The following is a 14,162-nucleotide window of genomic DNA, read 5'->3' on the forward strand; positions in this document are numbered from 1 at the left end:
CGGAGAATGGAAGACCATGCGCATCCGCCTCGGGAGCATGACCACCGCCCTGGCACTTCTCGTGCCCTTGGTGGCCAATGCGGAGACTATAGCGGTCGTCGCCCCGTCAAGCGGGCCCTACGCCGCGCTCGGCAACCAGATCCTGGTCGGTGCGCGTGCAGCCGCGGAAGCCACCGGGCACGAAGTTCTCGCCCTCGATGAGCCTTGCGAAGCCGAAGCGGACACGAACACCGTGACGCGGATGCGGGAGGCGGGTGCGGTCGCGGCCGTCGGCTTCCTGTGCACGGAAACACTCTCCCGGCTGATGCCCGAACTTGCCGAGGCCGGCATACCCGCGATCACCGTCGCCGTACGCTCCGACCTCCTCATGGAGGATGCGCTACGCCACAACTGGCCGCTCTTTCGCATGGCCCCGGGCGAACAGGCCGAAGCCGAAGCGATTTCCGCAGCCGTGCTCGATCGCTGGAAGGCTGAACCGGTCGCTATCATCGATGACGGGACGATCTACGGGCGCGAACTGGCGAGCGCCGTCCGCGGCGCGCTCGAGCAGGGCGGGATCACCCCGGTCTTCGTCGATACCTACCGCCCCGGCCAGGAACAGCAGGTCGCACTGGTCCGCCGGCTCGCAAAGGCCGGTGCCACCCATGTCGTTGTCGGCGGTGACAGGAACGACGTCGCGGTGATCGCCCGCGACGCCGGCACGGAGCGGATTCCGCTGACAATCCTCGCGGGCGATACGATGCGGGCCGCCAACCGGCCGGTGCCATTGAAAGACGGCGTCCTGGCGGCAGCCCTGCCCGACTATGCCGGACTTCCGGCAGCCGCTGACGTCGTGGCGCCCCTGCGCGCCGGACACGGCGAGCCGGAAGGGTACACACTTCCCGCCTATGCCGCCGTGCAAATTGTCGCAGCGTCTCTGTCGCAAGACGACGACACCCCCCTCGCCGCCCGTCTGCTCGACAGTGATTTCCAGACCGTGATCGGCCCCCTCGCCTTCGACGCCCGCCAGGAGCTCGCCGCGAACCCCCTCCGGCTGCAGGAATGGCGAGGCGGCGGCTTCCACATCCTGGCACCGCCCACGCAGTGATTGTTCCCGGGCGGCTGCGGTGGTACAGCGCCTCCGACAATCCGGAGACAAGACCATGACCACCCTGCCGATCCGTATCGCACCGTCGATCCTCGCCGCGGACTTCGCCAAGCTCGGACAGGAAGTCCGCGACGTCGTCGAGGCCGGCGCCGACTGGATTCATCTCGACGTCATGGACGGTCATTTCGTCCCGAACATCTCCTACGGCCCCGACGTAATCAAGGCTCTCCGTCCGCACACGAAGGCCTTCTTCGACTGCCACCTGATGATCACGCCGGCCGACCCGTTCCTCGAAGCCTTCGCCAAGGCTGGATGCGACGGCATTACCGTGCATGCGGAATCGGGACCGCACCTGCATCGCTCCCTCCAGACCATCCGCTCCCTGGGCAAGAAGGTGGGCGTGACCCTCAATCCAGCCACCCCGCTCTCGGTCCTCGAAAACGTCCTCGACGATATCGACCTCATCCTCATCATGAGCGTCAACCCGGGATTCGGCGGCCAGAAGTTCATTCCCGCCATGGTGGAAAAGACCCGCGCGGCAAAGGCGATGATCGGCAACCGGCCGATCGAGCTGCAACTCGACGGCGGCATTACGCCGGAAACGATCGGCGCGGTCGCCGCAGCCGGGGCCAATGTCTTCGTTGCGGGGTCCGCCGTATTCCAGGGCAATAGCGTTGAAAGCTACCGGGACCGCATCGCTACCCTTCGCGCTGCCGCCGGAGCGCGCTGACGAACCTGAGATTGAGCTTCGATCCGCTTCTTGCTAAAGCGGCCACACCCCTGCTGTCGATAGAAAGCTTCTGCCCATGATCCCCCGTTATTCTCGCCCCGAGATGGTTGCAATCTGGTCGCCCGAGACCAAGTTCCGCATCTGGTTCGAGATCGAGGCCCATGCTTGCGACGCGCTCGCGGCGATCGGCGTCATCCCCAAGTCCGCCGCCGAAACGATCTGGGAAAAGGGCGGCTCGGCCACCTTCGACGTCGATCGCATCGACGAGATCGAAGCGGTGACCAAGCATGACGTCATCGCCTTCCTCACCCATCTGGCGGAGTTCGTCGGTCCCGACAGCCGCTTCGTCCACCAGGGCATGACGTCCTCAGACGTCCTGGACACCTGCTTCAACGTCCAGCTCGTCCGTGCGACGGACCTCTTGCTCGCGGACATGGACAAGCTGCTCGACGCCCTGAAGCGCCGCGCCTTCGAGCACAAGGACACGGTCACCATCGGCCGCAGCCACGGCATCCACGCCGAACCGACGACCTTCGGCGTCAAGCTTGCGCAGGCATACGCCGAATTCGACCGCAACAAGACCCGGCTGATGGCAGCGCGCGAGGAAGTCGCCACCTGCGCGATCTCCGGCGCCGTCGGCACCTTCGCCAACATCGACCCCCGTGTCGAGGAACACGTCGCCGCCGCGATGGGGTTGAAGGCCGAACCCGTCTCGACCCAGGTCATCCCCCGCGACCGCCACGCCATGTACTTCTCGACGCTTGCGGTCATCGCCTCGTCGATCGAGCGCCTGGCCACCGAAATCCGCCACCTGCAGCGCACCGAGGTCCTGGAAGCCGAGGAATACTTCTCCCCGGGCCAGAAGGGTTCCTCCGCGATGCCGCACAAGCGCAATCCGGTCCTGACCGAAAATCTCACCGGTCTGGCGCGCATGATCCGCTCCTACGCGATGCCGGCGATGGAAAACGTCGCGCTCTGGCACGAGCGCGACATCTCGCATTCCTCGGTCGAGCGGATGATCGGCCCCGACGCCACCGTCACCCTCGATTTCGCGCTGGCACGCATGACCAGCGTCATCGACAAGCTGCTGGTCTACCCTGAGAACATGATGAACAACATGAACAAGTTCCGCGGACTTGTTCATTCGCAGCGCGTACTTCTCGCGTTGACGCAGGCCGGCGTTTCGCGCGAGGACGCCTACCGTCTCGTGCAGCGCAATGCGATGAAGGTCTGGGAACAGGGCAAGGACTTCCTCGAGGAACTTCTGGCCGACGACGAGGTCCGCGCGGCCCTTTCCGAGGAGGAAATCCGCGAGAAGTTCGACCTCGGCTATCACACGAAGCACGTGGACACGATCTTCCGCCGGGTCTTCGGCGAGGCCTGATCGCTCCGTCCTTCGTGGCGGACCGGATCTCCGGCAATCGGGCGGCGCGCGACCATGCGTGGCGCGCTCCCCGGTCATAGCACCTTCTGCCGCAGGCCCTTGACTTCGGCGCTCCGGTTTCTCAAATCGGCGCCATCATGAAAGCATCCGAAGCCGAAATTCTCATCATCCCGGGCTATACGAGTTCGGGACTCGATCACTGGCAGACCCGCTGGCAGTCGCGACTGTCCACCGCCCGCCGCGTCGAGCAGGCCGAATGGTCGAAGCCGGTACGCGAGGACTGGGTTGCGAAAATCGCCGACGAGGTCAATGCGGCGACCCGGCCGGTGGTCCTCGTGGCGCACTCGCTGGGCATCCCCTCGACGGTCCATGCGATCCCGCTGTTCCGGAAGCCCATCGCCGGCGCGTTCTTCGTCGCACCGCCCGAAGTCGACAATCCGGCTGTCCGGCCCAAGCACCTGATGAGCTTCGGCCCCTATCCGCGCGATCCGCTCCCCTTCCCGACGCTGACCATCGCCAGCCGCAACGATCCGTTCGGCTCCTTCGAACACGCCGACGAGCTCGCCGCCGCCTGGGGCTCGCTCTTCATCGATGCCGGCGAATCGGGACACATCAACGCGGAAAGCGGCCACGGCCCATGGCCCGAGGGCACGATGGTCTTCGCCCAGTTCCTGTCTCGCCTGAAGACCTGACGACGGGCGCAAAAAAAGCCGCGTCGGCAACCGACGCGGCTTCCTGCAATCTAGTACTGTAGAAGCTTACTGCCTCACCTCGGCAACTGCATCCTGCAGGTAGGCGAGCATTTTCTGGCGAATCTCGTCATCGGCCACGGAGACGCCGGCGGCATCGAAATCGGCGCGCAGCTTGCGGAATACATCCTCTTCGCCGGCTTCCTGGAAATCGGCTTCGACGACTTCCTGCGCATATGCGTCGGCATCGCGTCCCAGGAGCCCGGCCGCCCAGCGGCCTACCAGCTTGTTCCGCCGCACGACGGCCTTGAACTTCTGCTCTTCATCGAGCGCAAACTTGTTTTCAAAGGCGCGTTCGCGGTCTTTCATGCTGGTCATGATTTGTCTCCCGGTAATTCGTTCTCGTTAGGCCCATAAATCAAAACCGTTTCCAAAGTGCAATGCGAATTGTCAAAGCGGTGTTTCGGCCCCGGGAGCGCCGAAATCATGTCCAATTCAACATCTATCCCTGTTCTTCACTGGCTTGCGCCACACGCCGCGGCGGCAATGACGTCCGCCCGGCAAGGAATCGGGCGCCTCGCTGCCGGAAACGCCCGGCCGCCCGCCTCGAACTCTCCCGGTCCGGAGGAATCGCCGCATTGTGATTTTCGAACATTTCCGTTATGGGACCGCACAACGACCTTTCACTGCGCTCGCGTAGCGCCAACAACGAGACAATTGAAATGAACCGTCGCCGCCGTATCTACGAAGGCAAGGCCAAGATCCTGTACGAGGGCCCGGAGCCCGGCACGCTGATCCAGTTCTTCAAGGACGATGCCACCGCCTTCAACAAGAAGAAGCATGATGTCATCGACGGCAAGGGTGTGCTGAACAACCGTATTTCCGAATACGTCTTCACCCACCTCAACAAGATCGGGATTCCGACCCACTTCATCCGCCGCCTGAACATGCGCGAGCAGCTCATCAAGGAAGTGGAGATGATCCCGCTCGAGGTGGTGGTGCGCAATGTCGCCGCCGGGTCGCTTTCGACGCGCCTTGGAATCGACGAGGGCACCGTCCTTCCCCGCTCGATCATCGAGTTCTACTACAAGTCCGATGCGCTCAACGACCCGATGGTCTCCGAAGAGCACATCACCGCGTTCGGCTGGGCGAACCCCGCGGAACTCGACGACATCATGGCGCTCGCGATCCGCGTGAACGACTTCCTCAGCGGTCTCTTCCTGGGCGTCGGAATCCAGCTGGTCGATTTCAAGATCGAATGCGGCCGCCTCTATGAAGGCGACATGATGCGGATCATCCTGGCCGACGAGATCTCTCCGGACAGCTGCCGCCTCTGGGACATCGAGACCAAGGAAAAGATGGACAAGGACCGGTTCAGGCGGGATCTCGGCGGACTCGTCGAGGCCTATTCCGAAGTCGCGCGCCGGCTCGGCATCATCAATGAAAATGAACCGATCCGCGGCACCGGCCCGGTTCTGGTGAAGTAACCGACGAGGGGTAGAAGTGATCAAGGCACGGGTAACGGTTACGTTGAAGAACGGGGTTCTCGATCCGCAGGGCAAGGCGATCGAGGGCGCGCTTTCGAGCCTCGCCTTCGACGGCGTCGGTCATGTCAGGCAGGGCAAGGTGTTCGATATCGAGCTTTCCGGCTCCGACCGCACCAAGGCTGAGGCCGACCTCAAGGACATGTGCGAAAAGCTGCTGGCGAACACCGTCATCGAGAACTACAGTATTTCTCTCGACTGAGAATGGCCGCCCGGGCCGGGATCGCCGGGGAATTGATGCGCAACGCCGCCGGAGCGGCTGAAGGCATCGATGTCCGACCGGGAAGCTCGGCCCGAGCAAATCGATGGCGCGGCGCGTCCGCGATATCTCGACGATCCTTGCCAGCCCCGCGTCTGGCCTGGATCGAAAATCGTTCGGAGTTGCATGAACTCCGGGAAGACCAAGCAAGGTTTGAGCCGCACCCATGAAATCAGCCGTCGTCCAACTCCCCGGTCTCAACCGCGATCGCGACATGATCGATGCCCTGACCAAGATCTCCGGTCAGGCTCCGATTACGGTATGGCAGACCGAGACCAGCATTCCCGATGTCGACCTCATCGTCATCCCGGGCGGCTTTTCCTACGGCGACTACCTCCGTTGCGGGGCGATCGCCGCCCGCATGCCGGTCATGCAGGCCATTCGCGAAAAGGCGGACAAGGGCGTCAGAGTCCTGGGCGTCTGCAACGGCTTCCAGATCCTCGTTGAGGCCGGCCTGCTGCCGGGCGCACTGATGCGCAACAACTCGCTTCGCTTCGTCTGCAAGGAAGTGCTGCTCGAGGTCGTGAACGCCGATACCGCCTTCACGCGCGCCTACGAGGAAGGCCAGGTCATCCGCTGCCCCGTCGCGCACCATGACGGCAATTATTTCGTCGACGAGACGACGCTGGTGCGCATGCAGGACAACAGGCAGATCGTCTTCCGGTATGCCGCCGGCACCAACCCCAACGGCTCGCTCGGCGACATCGCCGGCGTCGTCAATGCGCAGGGCAACGTGCTCGGCATGATGCCGCATCCGGAAAACCTGATCGAATCCGCACACGGCGGACTTGATGGTCGCGGTCTCTTCGCATCCGCCCTGGATGTGATCGCCGCCTGACGGACAGGGCCATCCGCGGGGAAGCTCTCGCCATGAACAAGGAATTCCGATGCGTCTTCATAACGTGGCACGCCTCGCCAGCCTGCCGGTCTTCGCTGCCCTCCTCCTCTCCTCGTGCCAGTCCGGCCGCGCGCCGCAAACGTCTCCGGATCGCGCCGCGCTGCCGACGATGGAACGCGTCGCGATCAATGCCAACCGGTGCTGGTTCAAGTCCGGAGACGCGACATTCCAGCCCTATCGACTGGCGCCGGAACTGAATTCCTTCTCCGGGCGCCCCCGCATCCTGGCGGTTCCCCGAAACAGCCCCGAATCACGCCCCGTCCTGGTGGTCCAGGCAGAGGGCAGCCCGGCGCGTCTCGACGCCTTCGGCCCGCTGATGGAGGGTGCGTCGGGGGAGCGCATCCGCCGTGACGTCCTCAAATGGGCCGCCGGCACCCCCGCCTGCTAGGTAGAATCGTCACCAAAATGTCACTACCTCGCGTTGAGGTGGCACAGGTTGAAGGCAGCGCCGCTTCCCTGTTGCGCAATTTGATGCTGCGGGCTTACATTTCCGCCGAATCTGTGGTCACGCCATGACGGAATCATGGCGGCAGGCCGGTGCGGGAGCAGTTCCAGGTGATGCAAAAACGTGATGCCGGCGCGGCCCTCGTGGCCCTTCTTACCTCAACCAGTGCCTTTGCAGCAGACCTCTCCGAGCCCCAATCACCCGTTGAAGCTGCCCCCCTCGCCCGGGACGCCCGACCGATCTTCGACGAAGCGCGCTTCGGCGTCCTGACCTCCATCGACAGTTCGGATTTCGGCAAGGAAGACGGTGCATTCGTCAGCGGCATGCTTCTCTTCGATCCCTGGGATCACATGGAGACGACAGGCTGGGACAGGCTTCTGCGCCCGCGCCTCCACGTCGGCGGCACGATCGCCACGGAGAACGAGACCAATCAGGTCTATGCCGGGTTTTCCTGGACCGCGAACGTTACCGACCGATTCTTCCTGGAGATGGGCTTCGGCGGCACCTTGCATGACGGCGACCTCGACGAGGGCGACGGCGGGAACGGGCCCAAGCTCGGCTGCCGCGCCCTCTTCCACGAATATGTCGCGGCGGGCTTGAATGTCACCGACCGGTGGAGCCTGATCGCCCATCTCGAGCATTCGTCCCACGCCGAACTCTGCGACGGCCCGAACAACGGCCTGTCGCGCGCCGGTGTCATGGTCGGCTACAAGTTCTAGAGCGACATCATCCAGGTCATCGCAGGCTCATGACCGAAGCAGGCGCGAGGGGAAATTTCCTGTCGCGCCTTTCGAACGCTTAGGCTAAAGAGACCGGCAGACGCCTCCCCTAGCCAGAGAAGACCATGGACATCCGCAACAGCATTGAGATCACGCCTGAACTCGTCGCCTCGCACGGGCTAAAACCGGATGAGTACCAGCGGATCCTCGATCTGATCGGGCGGACGCCGACCTTTACCGAGCTCGGCATCTTCTCGGCCATGTGGAACGAGCATTGCTCCTACAAGTCCTCCAAGAAATGGCTGCGCACGCTGCCCACGAAGGGCGCCCGCGTCATTCAGGGGCCGGGCGAGAACGCCGGCGTCGTCGACATCGATGACGGCGACTGCGTCGTCTTCAAGATGGAGAGCCACAACCACCCCTCCTACATCGAACCCTACCAGGGCGCGGCGACGGGGGTCGGCGGCATCCTGCGTGACGTGTTCACCATGGGCGCGCGACCGATCGCCGCCATGAACGCACTGCGCTTCGGCTCGCCGGACCATCCGAAGACGAGACACCTGGTTTCCGGCGTCGTTGCCGGCGTCGGCGGCTACGGCAATTCCTTCGGCGTTCCGACCGTCGGGGGCGAAGTGGAGTTCGACGAACGCTACAACGGCAACATCCTCGTCAACGCCTTCGCCGCGGGCCTCGCGAAGTCGGACGCCATCTTCTACTCCAAGGCGGAAGGCGTAGGCCTCCCGGTCGTCTATCTCGGCGCCAAGACCGGCCGCGATGGCGTCGGCGGCGCGACGATGGCGTCGGCGGAATTCGACGAATCGATCGAGGAGAAGCGCCCGACGGTCCAGGTCGGCGACCCCTTCACCGAGAAGTGCCTGCTCGAGGCCTGCCTGGAACTGATGAAGACCGGCGCGGTCATCGCCATCCAGGACATGGGCGCGGCCGGCCTCACCTGTTCGGCCGTCGAGATGGGCGCCAAGGGCGATCTCGGCATCGAGCTCGATCTCGACAAGGTGCCGGTGCGCGAAGAGCGCATGAGCGCCTATGAGATGATGCTCTCGGAAAGCCAGGAGCGCATGCTCATGGTGCTCCGGCCCGAGAAGGAAGAAGAGGCCAAGGCGATCTTCGTCAAGTGGGGCCTCGACTTCGCGATCGTCGGGAAGACGACGGACGACCTGCGCTTCCGCATCCTTCACCGCGGCGAGGAGGTCGCGAACCTGCCGATCAAGGAACTCGGCGACGAAGCGCCCGAATATGACCGCCCCTGGGTCGCCGGCAACGGCAGGGCTCCGCTCCCCGCAAGCGAGGTTGCCCAACCTCAGGACTACAATGCGGCTCTCCTCAAGCTGGTCGGTTCTCCCAACCAGGCAAGCCGCCGCTGGGTCTGGGAGCAGTACGACACCTTTATCCAGGGCAATTCCCTGCAGCGCCCGGGTGGCGACGCGGGCGTCGTCCGGGTCGACGGCCACCCCACCAAGGCGCTCGCCTTCTCATCCGACGTGACGCCCCGTTACGTGGAAGCCGACCCCGTCGAGGGCGGCAAGCAGGCGGTCGCCGAATGCTGGCGCAACATCACCGCAACCGGCGCCGAACCCCTGGCCGCGACGGACAACCTCAATTTCGGCAATCCGGAAAAGCCCGAGATCATGGGTCAGCTCGTCGGTGCGATCCAGGGCATCGGCGAAGCCTGCCGCGCGCTCGACTTCCCGATCGTCTCCGGCAATGTCTCCCTCTATAACGAGACGAATGGTGTCGCGATCCTTCCCACCCCGACCATCGCCGGCGTCGGACTGCTGCCTGACTGGTCGAAAATGGCCCGCATCGGCGACATGCGGGACGGCGATGTGCTGATCATGATCGGCACGGACGGCACGCATCTCGGCCAGTCGATCTACCTGCGGGACGTCCTCGGCTCGACGGAAGGTCCCGCCCCCTCGGTCGATCTTACCGCTGAACGTCGAAACGGCGAACTCGTTCGCGCTCTTATCCGCAACGGCCAGGTATCGGCCTGCCACGACATCTCCGACGGCGGCCTCCTGCTGGCGCTTGCGGAAATGTCCATGGCCGCGACGAAGGGCATGACCGTCACGCTCAAGGACCAGCGCGGCCCCGCGCATGCACTCCTGTTCGGCGAAGACCAGGCCCGTTACGTCCTGGCGGTTCCCGCCGATATTGCCGATTTCGTCGAGGCCAGCGCCGAAAGCGCCGGCGTTCCCTTCCGCAAGCTGGGGAAGGCGGGCGGCGACCGTCTTCTCGTCGACGACCTCGTGAACGTTGGTGTGAGCGAACTTGTAAACACCAACGAAAGCTGGTTCCCGGGCTACATGGGCTGATCGTTCAGTTCTTGCCGTCTTTGACCGCCGCCACCGTTTTTGGCACTCTCGCGGCAGGCTACGAGTCAGCTGGTTGTAATAACGAGAAGGAATACATCATGCCCATGAAGCCGGGAGACATCGAAGACATGATCAAGGCGGGAATTCCCGGCGCCAAGGTCACCATTCGGGATTTGGCGGGCGATGGCGACCATTACGCGGCCGAAGTGGTCGCCGAGGCTTTCCGCGGCAAGACGCGCGTGCAGCAGCACCAGATGGTCTACGACGCGCTAAAGGGGCACATGGGCGGAACCTTGCACGCGCTGGCCCTGCAGACCTCCGCACCGGAGTAATCCCGCTTACGCCTTTCCGTGCGACGCCGCTTCCGACCCATCAACCGAATTGATCGGATCGATCCGGTGCCGGCGCTGGTATTTGCGCCGACGCGTGCTATCTAAGCGTTATACGATCCGGGCCTTGACCCCGGCAGCTAAGGACATCGACATGAGTGGCATTAACGAGTTCATCGACAACGAGGTGAAGACGAACGACGTGGTTCTCTTCATGAAGGGCACCCCGCAGTTTCCGCAGTGTGGCTTCTCGGGCCAGGTCGTGCAGATCCTCGATTACCTCGGTCTCGACTACAAGGGCATCAATGTCCTCGCCGACCAGGAAATCCGCGAGGGCATCAAGCAGTATTCGAACTGGCCGACCATCCCGCAGCTCTACGTCAAGGGTGAGTTCGTCGGCGGCTGCGACATCGTCCGCGAGATGTTCCAGTCCGGCGAACTGCAGAGCCATCTGCAGGAAAACGGCATCAGCACGCGCGGCGCTGCCTAGGCGTCATCCGTCTATTACACACCGATTTATTTCAGAGGCGCCGCCTACGCGGCGCTTTCTCGTTCTATGGATTTTTTGAAGTGACGACAAAACCACTCTCGTCTACCGAGCGCCTGGGCGGAATGGGCCGGCTCGAATTCATCGGCCTGATGGCCATGCTCATGGCCCTCAACGCGCTTGCCATCGACATCATGCTGCCGGGCCTGCAGCAGATAGGCGCGGCTCTCGGCGTCGAGAACGAAAACCACCGGCAATATGTCGTCTCGGCCTACCTTTTCGGGTTCGGCCTCGCGCAGCTTGCCTACGGACCGATCTCGGACCGCTTCGGCCGCCGGAAGCCGATGCTGTTCGGGCTCGCGGTCTATGTCATCTCCTCGCTCGCCGTCGTCGCCGTGCCGTCCTTCGCGGGCCTGCTCGTGCTTCGCGTCATCCAGGGCATCGGCTCGGCCGCCATGCGCGTCATCACGATTTCGATTGTCCGCGACATCTACGGCGGACGGGCCATGGCGGAGGTCATGTCCCTCATCATGATGGTGTTCATGATTGTTCCGGTCATCGCGCCGGGAACCGGACAGATCATCCTTCTCTTCGGCGACTGGCACCTGATCTTCGTCTTCATGGCCGTCGTTGCGCTTGCCGTCGCCGCCTGGATGTATTTCCGCCTGCCGGAGACGCTGCATGAGGAGGATGTCCGCCCGTTCACGGTCGCCTCCGTGCTCGGCGGCTTCCGGATCGTCCTCACCAACCGGGTCGCGCTCTGCTACACGATCGCCAGCATGTTCATCTTCGGCGCCCTGTTCGGCTTCATCAATTCCGCCCAGCAGATCTATGTCGGCATTTACGGGCTCGGCGTGTGGTTCTCGGCCGCCTTCGCGGCCGTCGCGGTCTTCATGGCCTTCTCGTCCTTCGTCAATGCCCGCCTCGTCGGCCGCTTTGGCATGCGCGGCCTCTCGCACGCCTCGCTGCTCGGCTTCGTCGCGGTGACCGGCGTGTGGCTGCTCCTGCAAATCCTGGGCCCGCAGCCCATGCCGTTTGCGGTCTTCCTCGCGTTCTTCGCGCTGGCGATGTTCCAGTTCGGCTGGATCGGCTCGAACTTCAACTCGCTGGCGATGGAACCGCTCGGCCACGTTGCCGGAACGGCGTCGTCCGTGCTCGGCTTCATGGGCACGATCGGCGGCGGCCTGATCGGTGCCCTGATCGGCCAGGCCTTCGACGGGACTGCCCTGCCCATGGTGGCCGGCTTCTTCGCGGTCTCCCTGGTGGGCCTCGTCTTCGTGCTGATCGGGGAAAAAGGCCGGCTTTTCCGGGCCCAGAACCCGCGCGTCTGATCTCGACGTAACGCATGAAAAAGGGGCCGGAAGGCCCCTTCTTCGCTCAGAGTTCCAGTATCTCCCGGCGCAGCATCTCCCAACTGTCCTTGTCCGTCGCGACCAGCAATCCGCCGTCGACATGATGCGGCAGATAGGCGGATCCGTCGAACCGCGCGGCATAGCCTCCGGCTTCCTGTGCTACGAGCGTTCCCGCCAAGTGGTCCCAGGGCATCAGCTTGTTGTACATCACGAAGTGGACGTGCCCGCCGCCGAAGGTGCGGTATTCGTGCGCGGCGCAACGGTAGCTCGCAACGAAGCGCACCTTGGCGAGGTTGCCGAGGACCCGCTCCCGCACATCGCCGTAGAAGTAACCCGCCGATGCCATCCCGACCATGCTTTCGATCGATGCCGGCGCGGCAACAGACAAGCGCTTGGCCTCGCCGTCGGGACGCCGCAGATAGGCGCCTGCCCCCTTCTCCGCAATCACCCAGTCGTCGCCCATCGGGTCGTAGATGATGCCGGCGATCGTCTCGCCCTTCCACACCACCGATGCCATGACGCCATAGGCGGGAATACCGGACGCGAAGTTGAATGTCCCGTCGATCGGATCGACGACGATCGCCAGGTCGGCATCCGCCAGGCTTGCGAGCAAGGCCGGATCGGCGGCCACCGATTCCTCGCCGACGAAAAGCGCGTTCGGCGCAAGCGACGCGATCTTGCTGCGGATGTAGCGTTCGGCCGCTTCGTCCGCTTCCGTCACCAGATCGGTGGGTTCGCTCTTGGCCCGGATATCCCCGGCATCCAGCCTGCGGAAGCGGGGGCGGATTTCCTTGATGGCTGCGTCCTGCAGCAGATCGGCAAGCGCGCCGATATCGATAATGCTCGTCAACTCAATCTCCGATCAGGCATGTCACAAGGCAGTCGTGCGCCAGCACCTACTACCAACCGAAGGCCGAAGTACAGGGACAAGAGCCGTTGCGACGGGATACTGAAGGTGCGGGGAACGTCCGATCGGTCGCGGCGCGGCAGCCGATGATACGCGGTGCCTGCCTCAGTCCCGCGAGCCGACCGCCAGTCCGGCGAAATCGAAGAGCTTGGTGTCGAGGAGGTGGGACGGATTGACGTGTGCGAGAGCGCGCAGCATCGCATCCTTGCGGCCCGGCATACGGGCCTCGATATCGGCAAGCATCGCCTTCATCGCATTGCGCTGCAGGCCGTCCTGCGAACCGCAGAGATCGCACGGGATGATCGGAAACTCCATGGCCTGGGCAAAGCGCGCCAGGTCGTCCTCGGCGCAGTAGGCGAGCGGCCGCAGCACAAGAAGATCGCCCTCGTCGTTGAGCAGCTTCGCCGGCATTCCGGCAAGGCGGCCGCCGTGGAAGAAATTCATGAAGAAGGTTTCGAGGATATCCTCGCGGTGATGCCCGAGAACCAGCGCGTCGCATCCCTCCTCGCGGGCGATGCGGTAGAGGTTGCCACGCCGGAGCCTGGAACAGAGCGAACAGTAGGTCGCTCCTTCGGGCACCTTCTCTTTGACGATGGAATAGGTGTCGCGATACTCGATCCGATGCGCCACGCCGATCGAGGTCAGGTAATCCGGAAGGACGTGCTTGGGGAAATTCGGCTGGCCCTGGTCGAGATTGCAGGCGACGAGTTCCACCGGCAGCAGGCCCCGCCACTTGAGGTCCATGAGGATCGCCAGCAGCGAATAGGAATCCTTCCCCCCCGACAGACCGATCAGCCAGCGGCTCTGCCTGTCGAGCATCCGGAAGTCCTCGAGCGCCTGGCGAACCAGCCGCAGAAGCCGCTTCCTGAGCTTGTTGAAGCCGACCGATTGCGGCGCATTGGCAAAGAGCGAGGGAAGCTGTCCCTCGCCCGCCATATCCAGCTGCTCGTCAATCGGGCCGGGAAGTCCCATACCGTCTCCAATATCTGGAAGGCCGCA

The 14,162-nt window shown here is 63.8% G+C and carries 16 protein-coding genes; 13 read left to right on the forward strand and 3 right to left on the reverse strand.

Features of this window, described 5'->3' with window-relative positions:
• The first annotated feature begins 16 nt into the window (after positions 1–16).
• The 4 genes from ACWGPT_RS05935 to ACWGPT_RS05950 all read left to right on the forward strand — a co-directional run bounded on the left by ACWGPT_RS05935 (position 17) and on the right by ACWGPT_RS05950 (position 3,893).
• On the forward strand, positions 17–1,087 hold the full coding sequence (locus tag ACWGPT_RS05935) for a branched-chain amino acid ABC transporter substrate-binding protein (protein WP_452604672.1): 1,071 nt from the start codon (positions 17–19) through the stop codon (positions 1,085–1,087).
• Positions 1,088–1,142: 55 nt separating this feature from the next.
• The gene (gene rpe, locus ACWGPT_RS05940) at positions 1,143–1,817 is read left to right on the forward strand and encodes a ribulose-phosphate 3-epimerase (protein WP_452604673.1); all 675 of its coding nucleotides are present in this window, start codon (positions 1,143–1,145) and stop codon (positions 1,815–1,817) included.
• Between the two features lie 76 nt (positions 1,818–1,893).
• Positions 1,894–3,201, forward strand: a complete 1,308-nt coding sequence (purB, locus tag ACWGPT_RS05945; protein WP_452604674.1) for an adenylosuccinate lyase — start codon at positions 1,894–1,896, stop codon at positions 3,199–3,201.
• A gap of 137 nt (positions 3,202–3,338) precedes the next feature.
• On the forward strand, positions 3,339–3,893 hold the full coding sequence (locus ACWGPT_RS05950; RefSeq protein WP_452604675.1) for an RBBP9/YdeN family alpha/beta hydrolase: 555 nt from the start codon (positions 3,339–3,341) through the stop codon (positions 3,891–3,893).
• 66 nt (positions 3,894–3,959) lie between these two features.
• On the opposite strand, the gene ACWGPT_RS05955 is transcribed toward ACWGPT_RS05950, so the two are convergent.
• On the reverse strand, positions 3,960–4,271 hold the full coding sequence (locus ACWGPT_RS05955) for a DUF1476 domain-containing protein (protein WP_452604941.1): 312 nt from the start codon (positions 4,269–4,271) through the stop codon (positions 3,960–3,962).
• Between the two features lie 341 nt (positions 4,272–4,612).
• Between ACWGPT_RS05955 and purC the strand changes: the two genes are divergently transcribed.
• From purC to ACWGPT_RS06000, 9 genes are all read left to right on the forward strand, one after another.
• Positions 4,613–5,377 carry a phosphoribosylaminoimidazolesuccinocarboxamide synthase gene (purC, locus tag ACWGPT_RS05960; protein ID WP_452604676.1) on the forward strand — a complete coding sequence of 255 codons (765 nt, stop codon included), beginning with the start codon at positions 4,613–4,615 and terminating at the stop codon, positions 5,375–5,377.
• A 16-nt stretch (positions 5,378–5,393) separates the two neighbouring features.
• Complete coding sequence (gene purS, locus ACWGPT_RS05965; protein WP_452604677.1) at positions 5,394–5,636, forward strand: phosphoribosylformylglycinamidine synthase subunit PurS; 243 nt, start codon at positions 5,394–5,396, stop codon at positions 5,634–5,636.
• Between the two features lie 223 nt (positions 5,637–5,859).
• Complete coding sequence (purQ, locus tag ACWGPT_RS05970; protein ID WP_452604678.1) at positions 5,860–6,531, forward strand: phosphoribosylformylglycinamidine synthase subunit PurQ; 672 nt, start codon at positions 5,860–5,862, stop codon at positions 6,529–6,531.
• A 49-nt stretch (positions 6,532–6,580) separates the two neighbouring features.
• Entirely contained in the window at positions 6,581–6,979 is a 399-nt protein-coding gene (locus ACWGPT_RS05975) for a hypothetical protein (protein ID WP_452604679.1), read from the forward strand.
• A 170-nt stretch (positions 6,980–7,149) separates the two neighbouring features.
• Positions 7,150–7,755, forward strand: coding sequence for an acyloxyacyl hydrolase (locus tag ACWGPT_RS05980; protein WP_452604680.1), 606 nt, complete (start codon positions 7,150–7,152; stop codon positions 7,753–7,755).
• Positions 7,756–7,880: 125 nt separating this feature from the next.
• Complete coding sequence (gene purL / locus ACWGPT_RS05985; protein WP_452604681.1) at positions 7,881–10,088, forward strand: phosphoribosylformylglycinamidine synthase subunit PurL; 2,208 nt, start codon at positions 7,881–7,883, stop codon at positions 10,086–10,088.
• A gap of 98 nt (positions 10,089–10,186) precedes the next feature.
• Entirely contained in the window at positions 10,187–10,420 is a 234-nt protein-coding gene (locus ACWGPT_RS05990; protein WP_452604682.1) for a BolA family protein, read from the forward strand.
• Positions 10,421–10,571: 151 nt separating this feature from the next.
• Entirely contained in the window at positions 10,572–10,907 is a 336-nt protein-coding gene (grxD, locus tag ACWGPT_RS05995) for a Grx4 family monothiol glutaredoxin (protein ID WP_452604683.1), read from the forward strand.
• 122 nt (positions 10,908–11,029) lie between these two features.
• Positions 11,030–12,235, forward strand: coding sequence for a multidrug effflux MFS transporter (locus tag ACWGPT_RS06000; protein WP_452604942.1), 1,206 nt, complete (start codon positions 11,030–11,032; stop codon positions 12,233–12,235).
• 46 nt (positions 12,236–12,281) lie between these two features.
• Here the strand turns inward: ACWGPT_RS06000 and ACWGPT_RS06005 are convergent, their stop codons facing one another.
• Both ACWGPT_RS06005 and ttcA read right to left on the reverse strand, forming a co-directional pair.
• Positions 12,282–13,106: an inositol monophosphatase family protein gene (locus tag ACWGPT_RS06005; RefSeq protein WP_452604684.1), complete on the reverse strand. Its 825-nt coding sequence runs from the start codon at positions 13,104–13,106 to the stop codon at positions 12,282–12,284.
• Positions 13,107–13,268: 162 nt separating this feature from the next.
• A complete protein-coding gene (ttcA, locus tag ACWGPT_RS06010; protein ID WP_452604685.1) occupies positions 13,269–14,135 on the reverse strand; it encodes a tRNA 2-thiocytidine(32) synthetase TtcA in 867 nt (288 codons plus the stop codon).
• Positions 14,136–14,162: the final 27 nt, after the last annotated feature.

Source organism: Pseudorhizobium sp. NPDC055634 (genome assembly GCF_053618655.1).

Coding starts and splice junctions, on each gene's coding strand:
- ACWGPT_RS05980 (WP_452604680.1), top strand. CDS start 7,150: ATGCAAAAACGTGATGCCGGCGCGGCCCTCGTGGCCCTTCTTACCTCA.
- purC (WP_452604676.1), top strand. CDS start 4,613: ATGAACCGTCGCCGCCGTATCTACGAAGGCAAGGCCAAGATCCTGTAC.
- ACWGPT_RS06000 (WP_452604942.1), top strand. CDS start 11,030: ATGGGCCGGCTCGAATTCATCGGCCTGATGGCCATGCTCATGGCCCTC.
- rpe (WP_452604673.1), top strand. CDS start 1,143: ATGACCACCCTGCCGATCCGTATCGCACCGTCGATCCTCGCCGCGGAC.
- purB (WP_452604674.1), top strand. CDS start 1,894: ATGATCCCCCGTTATTCTCGCCCCGAGATGGTTGCAATCTGGTCGCCC.
- purL (WP_452604681.1), top strand. CDS start 7,881: ATGGACATCCGCAACAGCATTGAGATCACGCCTGAACTCGTCGCCTCG.
- ACWGPT_RS05990 (WP_452604682.1), top strand. CDS start 10,187: ATGCCCATGAAGCCGGGAGACATCGAAGACATGATCAAGGCGGGAATT.
- ACWGPT_RS05950 (WP_452604675.1), top strand. CDS start 3,339: ATGAAAGCATCCGAAGCCGAAATTCTCATCATCCCGGGCTATACGAGT.
- grxD (WP_452604683.1), top strand. CDS start 10,572: ATGAGTGGCATTAACGAGTTCATCGACAACGAGGTGAAGACGAACGAC.
- purQ (WP_452604678.1), top strand. CDS start 5,860: ATGAAATCAGCCGTCGTCCAACTCCCCGGTCTCAACCGCGATCGCGAC.
- ttcA (WP_452604685.1), bottom strand. CDS start 14,135: ATGGGACTTCCCGGCCCGATTGACGAGCAGCTGGATATGGCGGGCGAG.
- ACWGPT_RS05935 (WP_452604672.1), top strand. CDS start 17: ATGCGCATCCGCCTCGGGAGCATGACCACCGCCCTGGCACTTCTCGTG.
- ACWGPT_RS05975 (WP_452604679.1), top strand. CDS start 6,581: ATGCGTCTTCATAACGTGGCACGCCTCGCCAGCCTGCCGGTCTTCGCT.